General features: G+C 67.9%; 18 protein-coding genes and 1 pseudogene. 3 read left to right on the plus strand and 16 right to left on the minus strand.

All coding sequences use genetic code 11. The features are described from left to right. The first annotated feature begins 116 nt into the window (after positions 1–116). A complete protein-coding gene (locus IE168_RS04060; protein WP_189495499.1) occupies positions 117–1,550 on the plus strand; it encodes a DEAD/DEAH box helicase in 1,434 nt (477 codons plus the stop codon). A gap of 5 nt (positions 1,551–1,555) precedes the next feature. Here IE168_RS04060 and IE168_RS04065 read toward each other — a convergent pair whose 3' ends face one another. Beyond that, a complete protein-coding gene (locus IE168_RS04065; protein WP_189495501.1) occupies positions 1,556–3,625 on the minus strand; it encodes a bifunctional serine/threonine-protein kinase/formylglycine-generating enzyme family protein in 2,070 nt (689 codons plus the stop codon). Positions 3,626–3,698: 73 nt separating this feature from the next. Then, positions 3,699–3,986 (minus strand): annotated as a pseudogene (locus IE168_RS04070) (DUF4442 domain-containing protein); the annotation flags it as partial. Positions 3,987–4,319: 333 nt separating this feature from the next. On the opposite strand from IE168_RS04070, the gene IE168_RS04075 reads away from it, so the two are divergent. Next, the gene (locus tag IE168_RS04075) at positions 4,320–4,880 is read left to right on the plus strand and encodes an MAPEG family protein (RefSeq protein ID WP_189495505.1); all 561 of its coding nucleotides are present in this window, start codon (positions 4,320–4,322) and stop codon (positions 4,878–4,880) included. Positions 4,881–4,899: 19 nt separating this feature from the next. Here the strand turns inward: IE168_RS04075 and IE168_RS04080 are convergent, their stop codons facing one another. The 8 genes from IE168_RS04080 to IE168_RS04115 all read right to left on the minus strand — a co-directional run bounded on the left by IE168_RS04080 (position 4,900) and on the right by IE168_RS04115 (position 15,716). Then, positions 4,900–5,703 carry a universal stress protein gene (locus IE168_RS04080; protein WP_189495507.1) on the minus strand — a complete coding sequence of 268 codons (804 nt, stop codon included), beginning with the start codon at positions 5,701–5,703 and terminating at the stop codon, positions 4,900–4,902. A gap of 88 nt (positions 5,704–5,791) precedes the next feature. Next, complete coding sequence (locus IE168_RS04085; protein ID WP_308430335.1) at positions 5,792–6,334, minus strand: DUF411 domain-containing protein; 543 nt, start codon at positions 6,332–6,334, stop codon at positions 5,792–5,794. A gap of 22 nt (positions 6,335–6,356) precedes the next feature. After that, entirely contained in the window at positions 6,357–8,855 is a 2,499-nt protein-coding gene (locus IE168_RS04090; RefSeq protein WP_189495509.1) for a heavy metal translocating P-type ATPase, read from the minus strand. A gap of 78 nt (positions 8,856–8,933) precedes the next feature. Then, the gene (locus tag IE168_RS04095; protein WP_189495511.1) at positions 8,934–9,533 is read right to left on the minus strand and encodes a cation efflux transmembrane domain-containing protein; all 600 of its coding nucleotides are present in this window, start codon (positions 9,531–9,533) and stop codon (positions 8,934–8,936) included. Continuing rightward, positions 9,530–12,778, minus strand: coding sequence for an efflux RND transporter permease subunit (locus IE168_RS04100; RefSeq protein ID WP_146384984.1), 3,249 nt, complete (start codon positions 12,776–12,778; stop codon positions 9,530–9,532). The genes IE168_RS04095 and IE168_RS04100 overlap by 4 nt, the downstream gene beginning before the upstream one ends. Before the next feature lie 10 nt (positions 12,779–12,788). Continuing rightward, the gene (locus IE168_RS04105) at positions 12,789–14,048 is read right to left on the minus strand and encodes an efflux RND transporter periplasmic adaptor subunit (protein WP_189495514.1); all 1,260 of its coding nucleotides are present in this window, start codon (positions 14,046–14,048) and stop codon (positions 12,789–12,791) included. After that, positions 14,045–15,304 carry a TolC family protein gene (locus IE168_RS04110; protein ID WP_189495516.1) on the minus strand — a complete coding sequence of 420 codons (1,260 nt, stop codon included), beginning with the start codon at positions 15,302–15,304 and terminating at the stop codon, positions 14,045–14,047. The genes IE168_RS04105 and IE168_RS04110 overlap by 4 nt, the downstream gene beginning before the upstream one ends. A 55-nt stretch (positions 15,305–15,359) precedes the next feature. Further along, positions 15,360–15,716 (minus strand): hypothetical protein, encoded by a 357-nt coding sequence (locus tag IE168_RS04115; protein ID WP_189495518.1) that lies wholly within the window; start codon positions 15,714–15,716, stop codon positions 15,360–15,362. Positions 15,717–15,978: 262 nt separating this feature from the next. Here IE168_RS04115 and IE168_RS04120 point away from each other — a divergent pair, with 262 nt between their 5' ends. Further along, complete coding sequence (locus tag IE168_RS04120; protein ID WP_189495520.1) at positions 15,979–16,557, plus strand: cytochrome b; 579 nt, start codon at positions 15,979–15,981, stop codon at positions 16,555–16,557. A gap of 178 nt (positions 16,558–16,735) precedes the next feature. On the opposite strand, the gene IE168_RS04125 is transcribed toward IE168_RS04120, so the two are convergent. The 6 genes from IE168_RS04125 to IE168_RS04150 form a co-directional block, all read right to left on the minus strand. Next, complete coding sequence (locus tag IE168_RS04125) at positions 16,736–17,416, minus strand: transglutaminase-like domain-containing protein (protein ID WP_229823090.1); 681 nt, start codon at positions 17,414–17,416, stop codon at positions 16,736–16,738. 186 nt (positions 17,417–17,602) lie between these two features. After that, complete coding sequence (locus tag IE168_RS04130) at positions 17,603–19,306, minus strand: phosphoethanolamine transferase (protein ID WP_189495522.1); 1,704 nt, start codon at positions 19,304–19,306, stop codon at positions 17,603–17,605. Between the two features lie 68 nt (positions 19,307–19,374). Then, complete coding sequence (locus IE168_RS04135) at positions 19,375–19,713, minus strand: lipid-A-disaccharide synthase N-terminal domain-containing protein (protein WP_189495523.1); 339 nt, start codon at positions 19,711–19,713, stop codon at positions 19,375–19,377. Next, a complete protein-coding gene (locus tag IE168_RS04140; RefSeq protein WP_189495525.1) occupies positions 19,710–20,504 on the minus strand; it encodes a glycosyltransferase family 2 protein in 795 nt (264 codons plus the stop codon). The genes IE168_RS04135 and IE168_RS04140 overlap by 4 nt, the downstream gene beginning before the upstream one ends. Beyond that, positions 20,501–22,201, minus strand: a complete 1,701-nt coding sequence (locus IE168_RS04145) for an ArnT family glycosyltransferase (RefSeq protein WP_189495527.1) — start codon at positions 22,199–22,201, stop codon at positions 20,501–20,503. The genes IE168_RS04140 and IE168_RS04145 overlap by 4 nt, the downstream gene beginning before the upstream one ends. Positions 22,202–22,360: 159 nt before the next feature. Then, positions 22,361–22,639, minus strand: a complete 279-nt coding sequence (locus IE168_RS04150) for a hypothetical protein (protein WP_189495529.1) — start codon at positions 22,637–22,639, stop codon at positions 22,361–22,363. Positions 22,640–22,729: the final 90 nt, after the last annotated feature.

The raw sequence follows: 22,729 nt of genomic DNA on the forward strand, positions 1-22,729 counted from the left end.
CGCACGTCTCTCGTCGCGCAGACACGGCCCGGACATCTCCGCAAGCCGTCTAATCCATTGCCCGCCGCGCGGTTCACGGAAAGCGCCGGGCAAGCTGCGAACCAGGAGTTCAATCCATGTCCGATACCCGGACCTTCGAGGCCCTCGGGCTCTCGTCCGCGCTGCTGCGCACGCTCGAAACGAGCGGCTATACCATTCCCACCCCGATCCAGGAACAGGCGATCCCGCTGGTCCTGGCCGGCCATGACGTGCTGGGCGCCGCCCAGACCGGCACCGGCAAGACCGCCGCCTTCGGCCTGCCGATGCTGCAGCGCCTGTCGAAGGAGACCCCGCCCAAGGGCCCGCGCAAGCCGCGCGCCCTGGTGCTGGTGCCGACCCGCGAGCTGGCGGTGCAGGTTGCCGACAGTCTCAAGGAATATGGCCGCCACCTGCGCATGAACGTCACCACCATTTTCGGCGGCGCCGGCATGCAGCCGCAGATCGACAACCTCCGCCGCGGCGTCGACATCCTCGTCGCCTGTCCGGGGCGCCTGCTCGACCACATGGACGCCGGCCACGCCAAGCTCGACGCGGTCGAGGTGCTGGTGCTGGACGAGGCCGACCGCATGCTGGACATGGGCTTCCTGCCGCAGATGAAGCGGATCATGGGCCGCGTGCCGAAGCAGCGGCAGACGCTGCTGTTCTCGGCCACGTTCGAGGCGCGCATCAAGGCGCTGGCGCTGGAGTACATGCAGTCGCCGAAGCAGGTCGAGGTGGCCGCGCAGAACACCATCGCCGAGACCATCGTGCACCGCGCGCACCCGGTCGATTCGGCCAGCAAGCGCGACCTGCTGGTCGACATCCTGTCCGCGCGCCACACCGACCAGGTGCTGGTGTTCGGCAAGACCAAGCACGGCTGCAACCGCCTCGCCGAACAACTCGAAAAGTCCGGTCTGCCGGCGGTGGCGATCCACGGCAACAAGAGCCAGGCGCAGCGGCAGAAGGCGCTGGACGCGTTCAAGGCCGGTCGTGCCCGCATCCTGGTCGCGACCGACGTCGCCGCGCGTGGACTCGACATCCCGAACCTGCCGCTGGTGATCAACCACGACCTGCCGATGGTGGCCGAGGACTACGTGCACCGCATCGGCCGCACCGGCCGCGCCGGCGCGACCGGCGAGGCGCTGTCGCTGGTGTCGCCGGAAGAGGGCGCGCTGCTCAACCAGATCCAGAAGATGCTGAAGGCCGAGATCCGCATGGACGTGGTGGCCGGCTACGAGCCGAGCCGCCCGATCCGCCTGGACGCGCCGATGCCGCCGCAGGGCGGACGCGGGCAGCGGCCGGCCGGCCAGCGTGCCGGTGGCCAGCGCCGCGGTCCGCCGCAGGCCGCGGGCGACCAGCGCGCTGGCGAGCAGCGTCCGAGCCGTGCCGCAGGCAAGCCGGCGCATCGCCAGGGCGGGCACGGCAAGGCCCAGCCGCCGGCGGCGCAGGCGCATGCCGGGCCGAAGGCACCGGGTGCGCGTGGCCGTGGCAGCCGCGGGCGCGGCGGCCGGGGACGTTCGACGGGGAGCTGAGCCGCTCAGCCGCCGCCGAGGTCGCGGACCAGCCGGAAGCCGACGTCGTCGAAGCCACGGTCGGCTTCGCGGCCGTCGGTCGTGGCGGATTCGTCGCGCCAGCTGGTCCCGCTGGCCACTCGCTGTTCGCAGCTGCCGCTGCAGTCGACGTTCCATTCCGCGATGCGGCGCGACCCGCCGGCCGCGGGCAGGCGCGTCCATTCGGTGGACGTGGCCAGGCGATACGCGATTCCGTCCCGCTGGCCCAGCCACTGGGCGTAGGCGCGCGCGTCATCCCATGACACGCAGACCGCGGGGTCGCCGCCCTTCTGTTCGAAGCCGGGGTTGCGCCAGTTGCGCGGCGCCACCACCCGCAGCAGGGAAGCCCGCTCGCGGCAGCGCGCGGGCGCGCGGCCGGTCGCGTCGGCGAAGGCCGCGAACTCGTCGCGGCTGACCGGCCGGCGCATCGCGCCCAGGCGGATCCCGCCCTGCTGCACCAGCACCATGTCCACGCCCTTGCCGCCAAGGCGCTCGCCGGGGAGGGGAATGGCGCGCGCGCGCCGCTCGAGCTTCGCCAGTGCCGGGGCGTCCAGCCCCATCCGGCGCGCGGCTTCGATGGCGTCGAGCGCGTCGGCGCGGTCGTAGTCGGTGGTTGCCCGGTCCACGCGCGCGGACACCACCTTGCCCACGCCCGCCATCAGCGCGCGCAGCGCGTCGCCATCGGCGCGCGAGGTACGCGAGGCCAACTGGCTGGCCTGCATGACCGCGGTGCGCGCCTCATCGGTCTCGCCGCGGGCGAAGGCGCGCTCGGCCCGGGCGCCGAGCGCCGCGATCAGGGCGTCGATCGCGGGACCGAGCCGGAGGTGGCCGGCGTCCGCCTGCCAGGCGTTGAGCAGGCTGGTGTAGGCGTTGTCGCCGGCGGGTGCCGACAGGCGACCCGCACGCATCTGGCGTTCGGCCGTCACCAGCCAGCGCTCGGCATCCGAGGCCGGCGCCGCGCGCAGCATGGCGTCTTCGGGGCTGCCGGGCAGCGGCGCCGATCGCGGCGCCAGCGGCGGGCTGGCCGAGCCGCCCCGGTCGGCCTCGCCTGCCCGGCCGGCGTCGTCGGCGGCCCGGTAGAAGGCGGACGCTCCATCGCGGCCGTGCAGCCAGGTGCCCGCGGCGATGGCCGCGACCGCGACCAGACCGACGCCGGCCCAGGCCGGGGCCGGCAGTCGGCGCAGGCGTTCGCCCAGGCCGGTGACGGCGCCGCGCAGTCCGCCGTGGCGGCGCGCCGGGATGTGCTCCAGCGCCTCGAGCATCTGCGTGGCGTCGGCAAAGCGGCGGCCGGGCGCCTTGGCCAGCGCCCGGTCGATGAAGGGCTGCCAGTGGCGCAGCGCCGGCGGCAGGCGCGGGATCGGGTCCTGCACGTGCATCACCGCCATCGACAGCGCGTCGGCGGCGTTGTACGGCAGGCTGCCGACCAGCATCTCCCAGGCCAGCACGCCGACGCTGTAGAGGTCGGCGCGCGCGTCCACGCCTTCGCCGCGGGCCTGCTCGGGCGGCATGTAGGCGGTGCTGCCCACGGCCAGGCCGGCGGTGGTCACGCGCGACCCGTAGCCGCGGCGCAGAGCGATGCCGAAGTCGGCCAGCAGCGGCCGGCCGCTGTCGTCGAACAGCACGTTCTCGGCCTTGACGTCGCGATGTACGACGCCGCGCGCGTGCGCGTACTGCAGCGCCGACAGCAGGCTGCGCAGGATCCCGCGCACCGCGTCCTCGTTGCCGCGCAGGTCGCGCTGGCCGAGGTGGCCGCGCGGCAGGTAGGGCATGGCGTAGTAGGGCAGGCCCTCGGTGGTCCGGCCGACGTCGTGGATGCCGACGATGTTGGGATGGTCGAGGCGGGCGATGGTGCGCGCCTCGTTCTCGAAGCGCCGGCGGCTGACCTCGTCGGACAGCGCCTCGGGCAGCATCACCTTGATCGCCACCTCGCGCCCGAGCGAGAGCTGCTCGCCAAGGTAGATCGTCGACATCCCGCCGGCGCCGACGACACGCGCGAGCCGGTAGCCGCGGATCTCCGGCATCGGCTCGTCGATACGGCTTGGATTGTCCTGCGTCATCCCGGCCCCCCTGAGGCGACGTCGAGGATAGCGGTCCGGGCCCTGAATGGGATGAAGGCCATTGCGACGCCGGTCACGCGCCGGCGCTTTCGACCCTGCGGTCCGGCTTGCGGCGGACGTAGACCTGCTTGCGGACCGCGGCCACCACGTCGCCCTCGGCATCGACGACGTCGGTATCGAACCAGTGCAGGTGCTTCGCGCCGCCCGCGGTCGCCGCGCGCATGGCGTCGATCACGTCGTCGCCCAGGTCGAAGCTTGCGTGCACCGTGCCGCGGCCCGGCTTCAGGAAGCGGATCTCCGCGGCCTGGTCCCAGACGTAGTAGTCGCGGCCCAGCGCATGCATCGTCAGCAGCATCCAGAACTTTTGGGGCGTTGGTAATAGTTACATGTAATTTGAGAGCGGAAAATGGCTACTTCTGGCGAAGTAACGGTTTCGCGGATCCCTCTGGGTCTGCTCGTCCAACGGTAGGGCCGTCCAACGCCGGAGCATTTTTTGCTTGCGGCGGGGTGTGCGGCACTTCTTGATACCACGCCAAGCTCGAGATCGATTCCGGGACGATGCCCGCTCCTCACTAACGCCGCCGGCACCCTAGAATCCGAGCATGGCCTGCCCATGCGATGAAGTCACCCTTGGCCGGCTGAGTGGGCCTTTACTTGGAAAACTGGCTATTTTCCGCGTGCGGGAGAACATGAGATGGCGATCTTTCCCAAGTCCGAGGCCGAGCTTCGTCAGGAGCAGCGGAAAATCTATATTGCCAGCGGCGCCGCGTTCCTCTCATGCGCGGCAGTCCTGGGCGCAGCGCACTTCCTCCTGCCGCGCATCATTGAGTTCCCGGCCGACGGACTGGAATCGCGACTCACCTTCCTAGCCGGGGCCAACCTGCTCCTCGTCATGTGGGTCTTGATCGGCGTGGGGATGGTCGCGAGGGGAAGGCGCCACTCCGCCGACGACATCGGCGGCTCGGCCTACTCGCGCCCGAGTCCGAAGATCGCGGTCGCGGCCGCCTTTCTCCAGAACACGCTCGAGCAGTTCGTGATCGCGGCATTCTCGCTGTCCGCGCTCCTGATGCTGCTGGGTGCTCCAGCGATGCCGTTCATCGCTGCATCCGTACTGCTGTTCGGCGTCGGCCGTATCAGTTTCCTGCTGGGGTATCCGAAAGGAGCCGGTGGACGCGCCTTCGGCATGGCGGTGACCCTGCTCCCGAGCCTTGCGGCTTTCGTGCTGGCGATCGCGTTCATGATCGCCCGTCTCTGACGCGATGCTCGTGACGGACTTAGCTCGCCATGAACCAGTGCAGATCGGCGGTCTTGAGCAGATCCCTGGTGACACCGCCGAGCACGCGCTCTGCGAGCGGCCCGCGACCATAGGCGCCGGTGACGACGAGATCCGCCTCCTTCCGCAGCGCGTGGCAGACCAGATCCGCACTGACGCCTTCCTCCGACTGGGGCAGATGCGCGTAGCTCGCTGTTACGCCATGCCGCTGCAGGTGATCGACGACTGTTTCGAGCCGCGTGGCTTTCACCTCATCGCCTACACCGACAATGACGACCTCGTCGGCTCGGACCAGGATCGGCAATGCCGCATGGAGGGCGCGTCGCGCCTGCGGGCAATCCTTCCACCCAACGACAACCCTGGAAAAGCGGTCTGTCGCCTCGCGTTCGCCCAGCCGCAACACGGGAGCGCCCGAGTTGAGCGCAAGCGCCGCGGGTTCCGCAACGACGTTGCCATTGCCCGCGGAAACGCCGGTGATGAGGAGATCGGCCGTCAGGAGGTGATCGACCAGCACGGTCGCCGGGTCGCCGATGCCAGAGCACCATTCGGTATCCACCGTAGCGGCTGAGAAGACGCGATCGAAAGCGCTGCGGGATGAGGCGATCGCCTGCTGCAGTTCGCGGGTCAGCGCCTGGCTTCCGAACCTGCCTCCGCCAAGCACGTCCGAAACGGTCGTGCCCGGCCATGCATAGGCAACGACGAACAGCCTTGCTGCATATGCGGACGCCATGTCGCGTGCCAGTTCGAGGGTGCGCGAGATGTCCTCCCTGGGGCTGGCATCTACGACAATGTCATGAAAGCTCATGCGTTGCCTCCCGTCCTGCTGCAGCACCGGATCCGCCTCCCTGGAACGACCCACGGACATTCCGTGCGACCAGCATGTCCTCTGCCTTTTAGGGGTGTCGACTGAATTCCCGCACGCTGCCGTCCTTCAGGATCAGCGACACCGTGTAGGGCTGGACGATGCCTTGCGGGTGCTCCATGCCCGGCGACCCGATGGGCATGCCGGGAACCGCCAGCCCTCTGGCGTCAGGCCGCTCGCGCAGCAGGGGGCGTATGTCTTCGGCAGGGACGTGGCCTTCGACGAAGTAATCGCCGACCTGGGCGGTATGGCAGGAGCCCATCGAGGACGGCACGCCGGCCGCCGCCTTGATGGTTGCCATGTCCTCGACGTTCTTCTCGACGACGTTGAAACCGGCCCGCCTCATGTGATCGGCCCAGACGCCGCAGCAGCCGCAGGAAGGGTGCTTGTGCACGGTCAGCAGCGGAAGTTCGGCGCCCCGCTCGAGCGTCGGCGCAGGCGTCACCTGCTGGCCGCTGGCGACGGTGAATTGGGCGACCGCGCTGGACGTCATCGCCAGCAAAGAGAGCAGCGCAATGCAAAGGGGGATCCGATGTGTCATGACCGTTTCATCCGAAAAAGCGTTGCCGCGCAACAGGGCATGAGACTTGTAGGGCTCATGCGACGCGCGGGTCGCGATACGCCAGCAACCGGAGCGCATTGAACACCACAAGCAGTGTAGACCCCTCGTGGATCGCCACGGCCGGGCCGATGCCCAGGCCGAAGATCGTCGCGGGCACCAGGAAGGCGACGATGCCGAGGCTGACAAACACGTTCTGCCGGATCACGCCGCGCGTGTGCCGGCTGAGGCCGACGGCGAACGGCAGATGGCGCAGATCGTCGGCCATCAGCGCGACGTCTGCCGTCTCCAGCGCGACGTCGGAACCGGCGGCGCCCATCGCGATGCCGACCGTGGCGTTGGCCATCGCCGGTGCGTCGTTCACGCCGTCGCCGACCATGGCCACCTTGTCCTGCTCTCGCAGTTTGCGGATGGCCTCGACCTTGTCCTCGGGCATCAGGTCGCCCCAGGCCTCGTCCAGGCCCACTTCCGAGGCGATCGCATCGGCGACCCGCTGGTGGTCGCCGGAGATCATGATCATGCGCGTGATGCCGAGTGCGCGCAGTGCCTGCAGCGCCTCGGGTGCGCCCTCGCGCGCGGTGTCGAGCAGGCCGATGGCGCCCAGGTCGCGCTCACCCTGCCTGACCACCATCGAGGTGCGTCCGGCCTCGCGCAGTTGCGCGATGGCGGCCGCCGCCGATTCGCCCAGCGCCGCGACGCCGTCGGCGCCGAACATCTCGGCCTTGCCGATCCACACCGTCTCGCCGCCGAGCGTGGCGGTCACGCCACGGCCGATGAGGTTCTCCAGGCCGCTGGCGGACGGGATGTCGCGCTCGCCCAGCCGCTCGCGGCCATCCCGGGCGATGGCCGCGGCCAGCGGATGGTCGCTGAGCGACTCGACCGCGATCGCGACGGTGAGCAGTTCCTCTTCCGTCACCCCATCGACGGTGATGACATCGGTGATGCGCGGACGGCCTTCGGTCAGGGTGCCGGTCTTGTCGAAGGCCATGGCGTTGAATGAGCCGAGTTCCTCCAGCGGCGCGCCCCCCTTGATCAGCACGCCGCCGCGCGCCGCGCGGGCGATACCCGACAGCACCGCGCTGGGCGTGGCGATCGCGAGCGCGCAGGGGCTGGCCGCCACCAGCACCGCCATTGCGCGATAGAAGCTGTCTCGGAAGGGCTCGTCGACGACCACCCAAGCGAACAGCAGCAGGACCGCCAATCCCAGCACCGCGGGCACGAAGATGCGCTCGAACCGGTCTGTGAAGCGCTGCGTCGGCGACTTGCGCGTCTCGGCCTCGCTGACCATCTTGACCACGCGCGCGAGGGCCGAATCGCTGGACTTGCGTGTGACCTCGATCTCGATCGCGCCGCTGCCGTTGATGGTGCCGGCGAATACGCGCGAGGCGGCATCGACGCCGTCGGGTCGCACGCGTGCCGTCGCGGGATCGTCCACCGGCCGCTTGTCGACCGGGATGCTCTCGCCGGTCACCGGCGCCTGGTTCACGCTGGAGGTGCCGAGTACGAGGAAGCCGTCGGCCGGCATCCGCTCGTTGGGCTTCACGAGCACCACGTCGCCGACGACGAGATCCTCGACTGCGATCTCCTGTACCTGTCCGTCGCGGCGTACCACGGCGGTGTCGGGCGCCAGCTCGGCCAAGGCCTCGATGGCGCGCTTGGCGCGGCCCATGGCGTAGTGTTCGAGCGCATGCCCGAGGCTGAACAGGAATAGCAGCAGCGCGCCCTCGGCCCAGGAACCGAGCGCCGCGGCGCCAGCGGCCGCGACCAGCATCAGCGTGTCGATCTCGAAGCGTTTCAGCTTCAAATTGTCGAATGCCTCGCGAAGCGTGTAGACGCCGCCGAAGAAGTACGCGCCAACGTAGCAGGCCAGCGGCAGCCACCCCGGCGCACCTGTGAAGAACTTTTCCACCAGGAAGCCGGTGAGGAGCAAGGCGCCGCAGACCAGCGAGAAGATCAATTCGGTATTCGGACCCAGCAAGCCGCCGTGCGCATGCGCCTTTCCATCCTTGCCATGCGCATGGCCGCTGCCCTCGCGATGCGCATGGGCCGCCCCGTCTTCGCCGTGCGTGTGTTGATCGTCGTCCATGGTCTTGACCGGAACGACCTGCATCCCGGCCAGGACCTTCAGGATGCGTTCTTCCGAGACCTCTCGGCGGTCGTACTCGACATGGACGAAGCCGGCCGCGCTGGCTTCGGCTTCCAGCACTCCCCAGAGCGATTTGAGTTGCTCGGCAACGGTGCGCGCACGGCGCTGGTGGCCGATCCCCTTCACCTCCCACAGGGCATGACCGTAGCGCTCGCTGATCGCCGCGCCCGCGCTTTCGACAACCTCGCGAATGCGGGCGAGCGGTACGACATCCGGGTTGTAGTGCACGCACATCTGTGCCGGCGCACCGTCAGAGCCCGGGCGCAGGTGTACCTGCTCGATCCCGTTGCGTCCCTCCAAATCGTCGATCAGCCGCTTGACACAGGCATCGGCCTCGTCAGGCACGTGGGGCAGGAGGATCTGAAGGTCGATGCGCAGCTTCTCGGTCATTGTCGTTTTCCCCAGGTATTAAGGGCTACGGGTGTGCTTGTCCGTTGACGCGCATGCCGGATCTGCCAACCAGCAGGCTCATGCGACGGGGTCATTGCTATCGGAACGTTTGTCTTCCCGAACGCTCCGCAGGATCTCGATACCGCCCTTGAACGCAACGGCTGCGATCAGGGCGCCGGCTACCAGGTCTGGCCACGATGTGCCGAGCCAAAGCACGAGCCCCCCGGCCACGATCACGCCGCCATTGGAAATGAAGTCGTTGAAGCTGAAGGTTTCGGCCGCTTTCATGTTCACGTCCTCGGAACGAATGCGGCGCAACAACACCAGGCACCACAGATTGATCGCAGCGGCGGCGACCGCCAGTCCGATCATGACCGGACCGAGCGGCTCGGCCCCATACATCCACCGCCGGACGACATCCGCCAGGACCGCCACGGCGAAGATCAGCAACATGATCCCCGAGACGGTCGCCGCACCGCGTTTCCAGACGGGGCGGCGATCGATGGCGAGGTAGCTCAGCAGATAGACGGCCGCATCCGAACCGTTGTCGACGGCGTTGGCGAGCAGGGCGCTGGAATCGGCCACCCAGCCCGCCACGCCCAGTCCCGCGAACAGCGCGAGGTTCCACAGCAGCACCTGCCGCAGGACGTTCTTCTGCCGGGCCAGATCCTGCGTCATGTCGCGTGCCGCTTCGGACGATGCGCGATGGCCCGCGCCGCGAACGTGGGCAGCACCAGCAGGGTCAGCACGGTCGCCGTGATCAGTCCGCCGATGACGACGGTCGCCAGCGGCTTCTGCACTTCGGCGCCGGATCCGGTCGCGATCGCCATCGGGATGAAGCCGACGATCGCCACCAGCGCCGTGGTGAGCACGGCGCGCAGCCGGTTGGCGGCGCCGGTCGCCGCCGCTTCCAGCGGCGCATCTCCGGCCGCGAGCCGTTCGCGGATGGCCTGCATCAGCACCAGGCCGTTGAGCGTGGCGACGCCGGAGACGGCGATGAAGCCGACCGCCGCCGACACCGAGAACGGCATGCCGCGCACCAGCAGTGCCAGGATGCCACCGACCAGCGCCAGCGGCACGCAGACGAAGACCAGCGCGGCCTCGCGGATCGTCCCGAGCGCCATGTACAGCAGGGCGCCGATCATCAGGAACACGATCGGGATCACCAGGGCCAGGCGTGCTTCGGCACGCTGCAGGTTCTCGAACTGCCCGCCCCAGTCCAGATAGACGCCACTGGGCAGGGCGATGTCGGCCACGGCGGCCTGCGCTTCCCCGACGAAGCCACCCAGGTCGCGGCCACGGACATTGGCCTGCACCACGATGCGGCGGCTGCCGTTGTTGCGGCTGATCTGGTTGGGACCCTCGCTGACGTCGATGCGCGCGACCGAGGACAGCGGCACCACGGTGCCGTTGGGGGCGACGACCGGCAGGGCGGCGAGCTGTGCCGGATCGTTGCGGTCGGCCTCGTCGAGCCGGATCACGACGTCGAAGCGACGGTCGCCCTCGAAGATCTTGCCGGCCGCTGTGCCGCCGATCCCGGTCGCCAGCGCCTCGCTGACGTCCGCCGCGGTCAGGCCGTACTGCGCCGCGGCGGCATGGTCGACCCGGACGGTGAGCGTGGGCAGGCCCGAGACCTGCTCCACGCGCACGTCCGCCGCGCCGTCGATGCCGCGCAGCTTCAGCGAGACCTGGTCGGCGATCGGCTGCAGGACGTCGAAGTCGTCGCCGAACACCATCACCGCCAGGTCCGTGCGCACGCCCGAGATCAGTTCGTTGAAGCGCAGTTCGATCGGCTGGCTGAACTCGAACGCGTTGCCGATCTGGTTGCCGACGATCGACTCCAGGCGGAGGATGAGGTCGTCCTTGCCCAGCGACCTGTCGGGCCACTCGGCGCGCGGCTTGAGCACGATCACGCTGTCGGAGATGTTGGTCGGCATGGGATCGATCGCCGCCTCCGCCGTACCCGTGCGCGAGAAGACCGTCTTGACCTCGGGTTCGCTCGTGATGGCCTTCTCCAGGGCCAACTGCATCGCCAGCGACTGTTCCAGCGAAGCGGACGGCACCCGCAGCGCCTGCATCGCCAGGTTGCCTTCGTCGAGGGTCGGCATGAACTCCCGGCCCAACGAGAGGAATGCCACGAAGCCGATGGCGAGCATGGCAACCGCACCAATCAGAACGCTGCGCGGTCGCGACACCGAGGTGCGGATAATCGGCTCGACCCTGCTGCGTACGAATCGGATGATGCGGGTCTCGTGCTCGGCGCTGTGCCCACCGTGCGATCCGTTCTCGTCCTCATGCGGCGGGGCGTGTCCGGGGGCGACCTTGGGCTCGCGCACGAACAGTGCGGCCATCGCCGGCACGAAGGTGAAGGAGAGGATGAACGCGCCGATCAGGGCGAGCATGAAGGTCGCGGCCATCGGCTGGAACGTCTTGCCCTCGACGCCCTGCAGCGTGAGGATCGGCGCGAACACCAGCAGGATGATCAACTGGCCGAACGCCGCGGGCCGCACCATCTTGCGCGCCGCCTGGATCGCCACGCCCAGCCGCTCTCCGGCGGAGAGCGACCTACCCAGTTCGGCCCGCTTCTGGCCGAGCATCAGCAGTGTCGCCTCGACCACGATCACCGCGCCGTCGACCAGGATGCCGAAGTCGAGCGCGCCCAGGCTCATCAGGTTGCCGCTGATCCCGAAGCGGTTCATGCCGATCACTGCGAACAGGAATGACAGCGGGATCACCAGCGCGGTGATCGCCGCGGCACGCATGTTGCCCAGCAGCAGGAACAGCACCACGATGACCAGCAGCGCGCCCTCGGTCAGGTTCCTGGCCACGGTCTTGATCGTGGAATTGACCAGCATGCTGCGGTCGAGGACGGGCTCGGCCACGATGCCGGCAGGCAGGGAGCGGTTGACCTCGGCCAGGCGCTCGGCCGCCGCCTGCGCCACCGTGCGGCTGTTGCCGCCGGCGATCATCAGCGCCGTGCCGAGCACCGCTTCGTGGCCGTCGCGTGTGGCGGCGCCCAACCGCGGCGCCTGTCCGAGCCCGACGCTGGCCACGTCTGAGACACGGATCACCACGCCGCCGCGATTGGCAATCGGCGCCTGCGCCAGGTCGTCGACCGTCTGCGCCAGGGCATCGGCGCGGACGACCAGCCCTTCGCCGGCGCGCTGGACGAAGCCCGCGCCGGCCTGGACGTTGGAGCGTTCCAGCGCTTGCACCAGTTCTCCCAGGCCGATGCCGTAGGCAGCCAGCCGTTCGGCATTCGGACGGACGGCGTACTCCTTGACGTAACCGCCGATCGTGTCGACGCCGGCCAGGCCGGGTGTCGAGCGCATCTGCGGCGCGATGATCCAGTCCTGCACCGTGCGCAGGTAGGTGGCGCGCTCCTGCGCCGTCGCGAGCCGGTCACCCTCGGGGGTCAGGTAGATCTCGTCGGCCTGCCAGCCGGGCGCGTTCGGCTTGCCGACGTTCGCCGGGTCGAACGGCACGTAGTCCACCGTCCACATCAGCACTTCGCCGAGGCCGGTCGTGACCGGCGACATCATCGGCGTTACGCCCTCGGGCAGGTCCTCCTGCACCTCGCGCATGCGTTCGGCCACCTGCTGGCGCGCGAAGTAGATGTCGGTCTGGTCGGTGAAGATCGCCGTGACCTGCGAGAAGCCGTTGCGCGAGAGCGAACGCGTGCTGGTCAGCCCCGGGATGCCGGCCAGCGCTGTTTCGAGCGGGAAAGTGACCTGGCGCTCGATCTGCCCCGGGGCGAGCGCGGGCGCGATGGTGTTGATCTGCACCTGCCGGTTGGTGATGTCCGGCACGGCGTCGATCGGCAGCTTGCTGAGCTGGAACAGGCCGTATGCGGCGATGACCGCCGCCACGAAGACCACTGCCCAGCGGAAGCGGACCGCCGTTTCAATGATGAGTTTGAACATGATGGCGTCCTCAGTGGCCGTGCTCGGCCTCGCCCTTGGCGAGTTCGGCCTTCAGCAGGAACGCGTTGGTCGCGGCGACGCGTTCGTCGCCCGACAGCCCGTTGAGGATCTCGATGCGACTGCCGGCGCGACGTCCCGCGAGCACCGGGGTGGCACGGAAGCCGTCGTCGCCGGCCACGAACACGACCGACCGGCCCTCCACCGTCTGCACGGCGTCGGCGGGCACGGTCAGCGTGTCGTCCTTGGCCTCGGCCACCACGACGCCGGACACCGGCGAGCCCGCCGGCGGCAGGGGGCCGGACTCGGGGCGCGCACGGATGATCGCCATGCCGCCCTGTTCGCGCACGTCGGCGGCCGCGCCGATCACGACGGCGCTGAAGCTCCCGTTGGCCCCGGTGACCTCGATGCGCGCGTCGGGCGCGATCTGCGCAGCGAGCGCGGGTGGGGCGGAAAACACCAGTTCGGTCTGCGCGGGATCGGCCACGTTGGCCACGAGGTCGCCCGCGGCGACGAAGCCGCCGGGCGTCACCTGCACCGCGCCGACGACGCCGGGCACGGGACTGCTGATGGTCACGCGCCCGCCTGCGTTCGGCGAACCGGCCGCGGCGACCTGGGCCGCGGCCGCCCGGGCCGCGGCATCGGCCGCCAGCGAGCGTGCGCGCGAGGCTTCGAGTTCCTGCCGGGCGACCACGCCCTGGGTCACCAGCGCCTGGTCGCGCTGGTAGACCAGCCGTGCCGCTTCGGCCTCGGCGCGTGCGGCCTCCGCGCCCGCCCGCATCGTCGCCGCTTCGCCGCTCACGATCACCGCGAGCGGCTGGCCGGCGCGGACAGGAGTGCCGGGTGCCACGATGACGCGCTCGACGCGGCCGCCGACCGAGGCGGCAACGGAGGCGCGTGCGCCGATGGCGGACTCGACGCGACCGCTCAGGCGCGTCTCGCTGCCGCCGCCCCGGCCCAGGGCCACGACCTGGATGCCCGACGCCTCGATCTGCTGCTGCGTCAGCGCGACCAGGCCTTCCTCGCCCTCGGCCGCTTCATCGCCGTGGTCGTCGTGGTCGCCTTTCTCGTCATGGCCGTCTTCGGCGCCATGATCGGCATGGCTTTCCTGTGCCTGGTCGTCCCCGTGCGACGCATGGCCGTCGTCGTCGGAATGGGCCGCATGGGAGGTTTCGGCATCCTGGCCTCCGGTGAGCCTGGCCAGGCCGAAGCCTGCGGCGAGGGCGATCAGGAGCGCCGCGGCGAGCATCAGTCGCCTCGTATTGGTGTTCATCGGGATTCTCCGAACGGGGCACGGCCTTCGAGGCGCGCCAGGTCGATTTCGGCAAGGACGCGCGCGATCCGCGCGTCCACGGCGGCGTTGCGCGAGGCGATCAGCGCCGCACGTGTGCTGCGAAGTTCCAGCTGCGAGATCCGGCCGGCCTCGAAGCCGATGCGGGACAGGCGATAGGCCTCCTCGGCGGCCGCGACGCCGCTGTCGGCGGCCCGCGTGCGGCTGCTCGATGCGGCCAGCGCGGCCTCGGCGGTGAGCCGTTCCGCCTGCGCCTCCTGCCTTTGCGCGATCAGGCGCGCTTCGGCGGCCCGCTGCTCGGCATAGGCGGCGCGGATGCCGCCCCGGTTGCGGTCGAACAGCGGGACGGTCAACTCGACGCCGACCGTGAACGCCTCGTCGCCGGTGTCCCGGAACCGGCGCATGCCGACGCCAGCGCTGACGTCCGGGAGCGCGCGGCGCCGCTCGACTGTCACCAGGCGGCTGGCGGCGTCGAGTTCGGCGGTGGCGACCTGGACGGCCAGCGGGTCGTCCGATCTGGCTCCCGGCAGGGCGGGCGTGCGATCGAGCAGACTCGCGCCGATCGCTTGCACCGGCCGGTCGAGCAGGGCGATCGCCGACAGACGGGCGAACGCACCGTCCCGAAGGGCCCTGGCTTCATCGAGCGCCGCCCTGGCGGCCTCGACCTCGCTCTGGGCCTGGACGCCCCGCAGTGTGGCCTCGCGACCCTGCTCGACCATGGCGGCGACCCCGCGCGCATCCTGCTCGGTCAGCGACAGCGCTTCGGCCGCCAGGTCGTGGCGACGTGCCGCGGCTTCGGCCTCGGCGTAGGCCAGCGCCAACCGGCCTGCGATCTGCCAGCGGGCCTGTTCGCGCCGCAGGCCCGCCGCGTCGGCCTCGGAGCGCGCCGCCTGGATGCGGGCGCTGCGCTGGCCGAACAGTTCGAGGGGTTGGTTGATCGACAGGGTCGATTCGGCATTGCCGGTGCCGTTGTAGGGCCCGGTGCCGTAGACGTTCTCCCGGTCGTACACGATCGAGGGGTTGGGCAGGGCCCGCGCCTGCTGGGCACGGGCGGCGGCCGCGTCGTAGACGGCATCGGCCTCGAGCATCGACGGCAACGCGTCGAGCCGGGCGATCAGATCTTCATAGGACGGGGTGGCTTCGACGGCAGGAACGGCCGCCATAGACGGCGACGCGAATGCCAGGACAACCACCGCGAACCCGGCCGCCATGAGCGGTCGGACAAGCAGCGTGAACATGGGAACTCCAGAGGCAAAAGTTGACGTGGGAGCCCGTCAGGACGGGCAAAGCACGTCAGCTCCGCGGAGGCCTCATGGGTCCTTCGTATAGCCCGAATGCGCGAGTGGAGTCCTGTAGAACAGGCTGCACGGCATGCGTGGTGTCGTAGCCCACGGTCGCGCTGAAAGCAAGGTTGGCCGATGCATGATGACAGTGATTGTGGGCACACACGCCATGCGAGCCGTCCGGGACGCCGCCCTTTCCGGCGTCGTCGCGCGACGATGACGCCGCGTAATCGTCCGCTGCGACCGCCGCGTGATCCGCGTCCGACTCGAACGAGCACGCGAACGCATCGGCGACAGGCACGATCACCAGCACTGCGACAAGCAGCGCGGCAATGGTGCTTCTCAGTCGGGCAAGGGCACGATGCATCGGGTCAAATATATCAGTCGCTTGCGCCCGGATACAATAACAGGGCCGGTCTGGGAATCTTGGCGGGCGGCAGGCTTGGGATACTGTTCAGAGAGCGGCGTTCGTGAAAACGCTTCTCGCCACGACGCGCCGACCGCGCGTCTGGTACCGGGCGGCCCGGGTTCGGGCTCGTCCATCGGCAAAACTCTACCAGTGTGTTGGCGTCATTTTTGTGTCGCCCGGAACACTGGGTTAGAGTCGCCAGGCCACAGGAGATTCCCCCATGGCATACAACCTGCGCGAAGGCGTAGCCCGCTACGACAATGTCGCGGTCGCGCTCCACTGGCTGATCGTGGTGGTGCTCATCGCCCAGTTCGGCACCGGCTGGATCTTCAGCGGCATGGAACGCGGCGATGCCCGGACCGCCTGGTTCGAGTGGCATCGCACACTTGGCTTTCTGGTGCTGCTGCTGACCGTGGTGCGCCTGGGCTGGCGGCTGACGCATCCCCCGCCGCCGTTCCCGCCGGACTTCCCCGGCTGGCAGCGCATCCTGTCTCGCGCCGTGCATTGGCTGTTCTACGCGCTGCTGATTGCCTTGCCGCTGGCCGGGTGGGTGTACGTCTCCACCGGCAGCACCGCGGCCGAGACGGGCATGACCACGCTGGTGGGCGGAACGCCGTGGCCGATCATCCCCGGCCTGCCCCGTTCGCTGCACCGCCCGGCGGCTGAAATGCATGTGGTGCTGGTCTGGATTGCGGTGGCGCTGATCGCGCTGCACGTGGCCGCGGCGCTCAAGCACCGGTTCGTGGACCGGTCGCCGGTCGCCAATCGCATGCCACCGTTCCGGGTACGCGTCCACTGAGGAGGCTCCCACCTGCTTGCGGGCGAGCGAGGGAACGTCCGTCGCCCGGTCCAAGTGCCGGGCATCGAACTGGTGCGGGCTGGCCGAGCAATCTAGTCCCGCCCCACATGTTCGTGCCCTGCCGGGCCTCCGGGGATTGCCGGAATCCGACCTTGGCGAACTTTCCTGACGCGCCGGTTCATCGAGTGACGCACGAGATGCCGATAGAGTAACCCCCGCATCCAGCCGAGATTTTGCTTATGCCGGGCGTAGAAGTCGTCCGGGCTGTCGAATACCCCGAGATCGGCATTGATGCCCGTGCGTTGGATGTACGTGTCCTGTCCCACCCAATCAATGGGTGGCGAGGACAGGCAATCGGTTCCGGCGCCGTAGCCGCAGAGTTCGTTGGCGGTTCCGGCAAACTTTGCCTGCAGGGATCGAGGAAGGGTTGATCCAGTATGAAACCCTCAAGATTGATCCAGCGCCCGTCGTGCCAGACTTCCACCCAACTGTGGAGGATGTCGTCGGGGGCGAGGCCGTAGACCAGTTCGGGAACCACACCGCGCTGGAGTTCCTTGTGGATGGTGAAGCCGTGCAGGCGGCACGCAATGCCGAGCGCACGCAGAAGCGCCATCAACAATGTTCCCTTGGTGTTGCACTGACCGTAACCGTCCTTAAGTACCTCGGACGCCGCAATCTCGTCATCCCGGTTGTAACCGAACGCAATTTCGTCGCGAACGAAGGTGTAGGCCTTCCCGATCTGATCGAATGGCTCCAATGCGCCCCATCCTCGTGCGGCCACCAGGTCGTGAATCCCAGGAGAGCCGAAGTCAAGCAGGCGTGTCTGCGGCAAATATCGCTTTTCCACGTATTCAGGCACTCTCAATCCGGAAGGGACGTCTGGCCCCATGTTCCGATGGCAGTGCGCGTACGGAACAGGCTTTGGAGCAAAGCTCATCAAGGCATCGGATCAACGTACTCACAGCGCCCGCCCGGATGCAATAACAGTGTGCTCCGAGCATCTTGGGCATAAAGCGGATCCAATCTTCTCTTCGGGAGTCAACGGTCATCTCTCCTGCCGGCGTACGAAACCCATGCGCGAAGCCTGCGGCATGGAGACGCCGGCACAGGCCGAGAACACGTCCAGAGCGGCGTCGTAGGCAGAAGATCGAACTTGCATGAGCCCCAGCACGGAATGGAACAGGTTGTCGTGGCTAAGCGGCCTGCCTGCCTGTCGCTCGAAGCACCGCATGTCGATGCCAGCACTGTCTCGCATTCCCGGCGAAAGCCACGCCACCATCGGCACCTTGATCTGGGTTTGCGGCGCGATTGCGTAAGGAAATCCGTGCAGGTAGAGGTTTCCTTCGCCAAGCGATTCGCCATGGTCGGAGAGGTAGATCATGGCGGTATCGTGCGACCGATCCTGCGCGAGCATGCGGATGGTCCTGGCCAGGAAGTCATCGGTTTCCAGAATGGCGTTATCATACGCGTTGACGATTTCTTCCTGGCTGCATCTCCCAAGATCCGAGCTCCTGCAGTCCGGGATGAAGCGACGCAGCGACGGTGGATACCGCTTGAAATAGCTCGGGCCGTGGTTTCCGAGCTGATGAAGCACCACCACGGCGTCGCCCGGATTGTCGTCGATGGCGTCATGCAATCCTTGCAACATCACTGCGTCGCGGCACGCCTGCTCGTCGCAGAGCGGGTCGATACGCGGCTCACGATAGGACTCGAACGCCAGCCCGGCACATACGCCCTTGCATCCGGTCTGGTTGTCGCGCCAGAGCGTCCTGACGCCTGCACGTTCCAAGACATGCAACAGCGATTCGGATCGCCTGATAAGTTCCTGATCGTATTTCCGCCGTCCGGCAACCGAGAACATGCACGGCACTGAGACCTCCGTGTTCGATCCACAAGCCGTGACATCCGTGAAGTTGATGACGTCCAGTGATGACAATTGGGGCGTCGTCTGCCGACGGTAGCCGTTCAGTCCCCAGTTCTGGGCGCGAACCGTTTCCCCGACGACGATCACCAGCAGGTGGGGTTTGGTCGACGATTCATGGCCGACCAGTCGTGCATCCTCGCCAACGATACGGCGGGGAGCATCCGCAGTACGGGCGTCCTCGCCCAGCACCTTGACGGTCGACACGAGATAGTTTCCCGGCGTGACCAGGTAGCGCAGGGACTTGTGGTTCCGCATCAGCGACGAGAGATCGTCGAAGCACGCCGCCAGTGCCACTCCGGTCAAGGCGGTCACGGCCAGCAGGAACGCCAAGCGGCGCAGCAGGCTGCGTTTCCATCCGTACGTCCTGATCCTCGTCCACCAGAGCAGAGCAGCCGGCAGGACACCCATGGCCAGCACCGACGACGCCAGTCCCGGCGTCAACAGTTCGGAGGCCTCCGCCGTATCGGTGCGCAGTACGTTCCGGATCATGCTCGGGTCGTAATGGACGGCATAACGATCCGCGAAGTAGGCAGCCGCCGCTGTCGCCATCAGAAGCAGCGTGAGCAACGGCTTGGCCGTCCAGCGGTTCAGGACGATCCCGAGCAGGATCGCGTGCAGGCCCGCAATCGCAAGGCCCATGCTGGCGAGCAGGCGCCAACTGCCCGGCTGGTCCAGGATGCCCGCGTCCCTGACGCCAGACCAGAATGCCCCGTTCGCGGTCGCGACGAAGAACAGGCTCGCGATGGCGATGAGGCCTTCCACGCTGACGGACGGCCTGAGTCCGGCAAGCCGTCGATCAGAGCGAGAACCCAACAGCGTCCGCATTGCCGCCGAAAGTTCGAGGGTGGTTGATTGGGCAACTCTCTTTTGCGTGCTTCGCGGCGGCCGACCGATCACGATGGATCACCGTGAGCCGGGCCGGCACCGTGCTCGCTCCGCGGGCGAAGATCCAGGTAGAGGCTGTATGCCGCAGTGAAGGCTGGCAGCAGGTTCTGCAGTACGCCGACCACGTCCTGCTTGTGCGAGAACAGGAAGTACGAGAGCGCCATGAGGCTCCCCGTCAGGCTCATGTACCAGAAAAGGCGGGGAATGACCGGCCGGCCGGCGCGCCGGCTGGCGAGGAACTGGACGAGCCAGCGGGCGCCAAACATCAGCGCGCCGATCATCCCGATGAGTTTCCACGGCGTCAGCACGATTCCCGTCCAGGCGAGCCATGCGATGGGATCGTTCATGGCCTGGTCTCCTGGATGGATCGGCTGCGCGCACGCACGTGGCGTGCGGTGAGCCATGACACGCCAAGCAGGTCACGTATGCCCACGAGTGCTCGTCCCAAGTTGGTGTACTTGGATCTTCCCGATCCCCGCGGGCGGTGATTGACCGGAACACTGACCGTTCGCCAGCCCGCCCGTTGCATGAGCGCAGGCAGGTAGCGATGCATGTGATTGAATGCAGGCAGCGACAGGAAGGCATCTCGTTCGAAGAGCTTGATCCCGCAGCCCGTGTCCGGCGTCCCGTCGTGGAGGAAGAAGCGCCGGATGCGATTGGCCAGCCGGGATGCGATTCGCTTGCCCGATCCATCGTTGCGCATGACGCGCCAGCCGGCGATCAGCTTCACGTCGGGCGGTGATTCTTCCAGCCGGGCAATCAAGCTTGGAATGTCCGCGGGATCGTTCTGTCCGTCGCCGTCCAGCGTCGCAATCCACGGGCTGTACGCGTTCTGTACGCCCGTTAGCAGCGCAACGCTCTGCCCTCGGCACACGTCATGCTGGAACGGCCGCAGTTCGGGGATGCCACTCTTCAGCGTCCACAGCACCTGCCCGGTGCCGTCGCTCGAACCATCATCCACGCAGACGATCTCGAACTCGATCCGCCCGCGCAGGGCGTCGCAGACTTCCTGCAGGAGGGTTGCGATGTTGCCGGCTTCGTTGTGTGCCGGGATCACGACCGAAAGCGAATCCGGAACCGCCGATGAGGCTGAGCCGACTCGATAGCCATCTGTATGCGGGAACGCAGCGTGTTTCATCGCTGGCTCTCCTGGGTTGAGGTGTCCCGGGCACGCGCGGGCAACAGCCACCATGTCCTCCGGTTGGCGATACCCACCGCAAACGGTTCCCCGTCGCGAAATCCTTGCGGAATCGCCGAGCCCACGATGAGCAGCCACCTGTCCTCTGGGGCCTGCGCCTGCCACGCCAACGCGCTTTCGAGTTGCTCTTTCTCCGGCCGGGTGAAACCGAATTCGGTGGTTGGCGATTGGCTCATCAACAACTGCTGCTCGCGCCAGCCCACGAGGCCGAGTTGTGCGTCTGGGCCGATCTGTCGCGCCACGGTTTCCATCAGCCCGCGCGACGAGTTCGCATCGTTGAGGACGACGGCGCCGCCGATGCCGAAGGCGATCCACATTCCCCCTAGACCGGCCATCGTGCCGGCCACGACCCGCCCGCTCATGGCGGTGATGGCGCCCAATGCCGCGGGCAGCGCCATGGCGAGCACCAGCCAAGCCATGCCTTCCGAGCTTGTGGACATGCCGCGCGTCAGCAGGAAACGTTTCTCGAAACCCGGATCGGTGAACAGCATCGCCAGGCCCGCCATGAACAGCGCAAAGGCCAGCGCCATGATGAATCCAAGGAGCAGCAGGCGTGGCCCACTGCGTCTGAGCAGACCGGGAAGCAGCGGTGCGACGGCCAGGCAGGCCAGCGGCAAGGCGGGCAGGATGTACATGTCCCGCTTGCCCGATGGAATCGAGAAGAACAGCACGATCAGCAGCCAGCCGCCCAGCAGGAGCAGAAAGCGTGGATCGCCACGAGAGATGCGCCGCTTCCAAGGGGCGAGTGCCCATGGCATCGCCAGCATCAACGGCAACCACGCGCTCGCCATCACGCCCGCGAAGTACCAAGGCGGCTTGATGTGCGTCCAGGACTCCGCGTAGCGCTCGACGGTTTGCCGGAACAGGATGTCTTGGGCGTAGGCCAGATGCTCGGCGGTAGGCACGAACCGGACCGCGGCCAGCATTGGTCCCAACCAGAGCGAGACGGCCACCAGCAGCGCGATCGGCCCCAGCCAGAACTTCCGGTCGTGCCACCAGGCATTCGAGACGCCGCGTTGCCACCAGGTTGCGGCGATCGCCGGGATCAGCACGAACAGGGCGATGATGCCGACGCCCTTGGTGATGACACCCAGTCCCACGGCGAACCACCCCAGCGTCCACATGTGCCAGTCAGGCCCCCGGAGGACGTGCCGCAGCAAGCCGTAATGCGCGAGCGTGACCCAAGCGATCAGCAGGGGGTCGATCTGCGCTCGCTTCATCTGCAGGGTGAACTGCAAGGTGAGGAGCAACGCCCACCCGGCGCACAGCCCAATCTGCCGGTTCCACAAACGGCGACCGAGGTCGTACGTCAGCACGATCGTCAGCAAGCCGGCCAGCAGCGACGGCAGCAGGAAGGAGATCCGCAGGTTGCCCGTGGCCCAGTACAGCGCGGCCTGGATCCACATGAACAGCGGCGGCTTGTCCGAATAGAGCTCAGTTCCCCGATGGGGGAACAGCCAGTCGCCGCTTTCGACCATCTGCCTGGCCACGAGCGCGAAGCGCGGTTCGTCGGCGGGCCAGGGATCCCGCAGTCCCAATCCGGCGCCGAGCACCACGAGGGCGACGAGCGACAGGACGCCAATGCCCGGTGGACGAAGCTGATTGAAGTTCAAGTGAGGAAACGTGGCGGTCGTCATCGCGCGCTCCCGCTCGTGTCGGCCTTTCGCCGACAGGCTGGACAAGCAACGACGCAGCCACCGGCCGCCATAGGCGACCAGTCGATACGGTCATGCATGGGATACCCGTGAGTCTGTCTGGATGGCAATCACTGCGGCGAATCGCCGCAAACGTTGCGATCAGACTCGGGGAGGACGCATCAACCGTTCGGGTAGCAAAGACTTCGGCGCCGGCTTCTCAGGCGCGAGGACGAGAACCGCATGAACAACCGCCGAATACGAGGCGTCGCACGGCAACAACTGAGTCCCCGTGTGGTGGCAATGGCCGTGCCCACAAACGGCATGATCTGGCGTGCCGGGATCCGAGTCGGCGTCGTGCTGCACCGTCTCCGGCTCGACCGTGCAGGCCGCAGCATCGATCGCAGGCACGATCACCAGCATTGCCAGAAGCAATGCCATGATCAACCTTCGACTCCGCGCAAAACACTCAGACATGCGACAAACCACGAACGTTCGGTTTCATTCTTGCCTGCCCGGACGGCTGACGCG

The sequence above is a fragment of the Luteimonas padinae genome, assembly GCF_014652935.1.
Taxonomy (GTDB): domain Bacteria; phylum Pseudomonadota; class Gammaproteobacteria; order Xanthomonadales; family Xanthomonadaceae; genus Luteimonas; species Luteimonas padinae.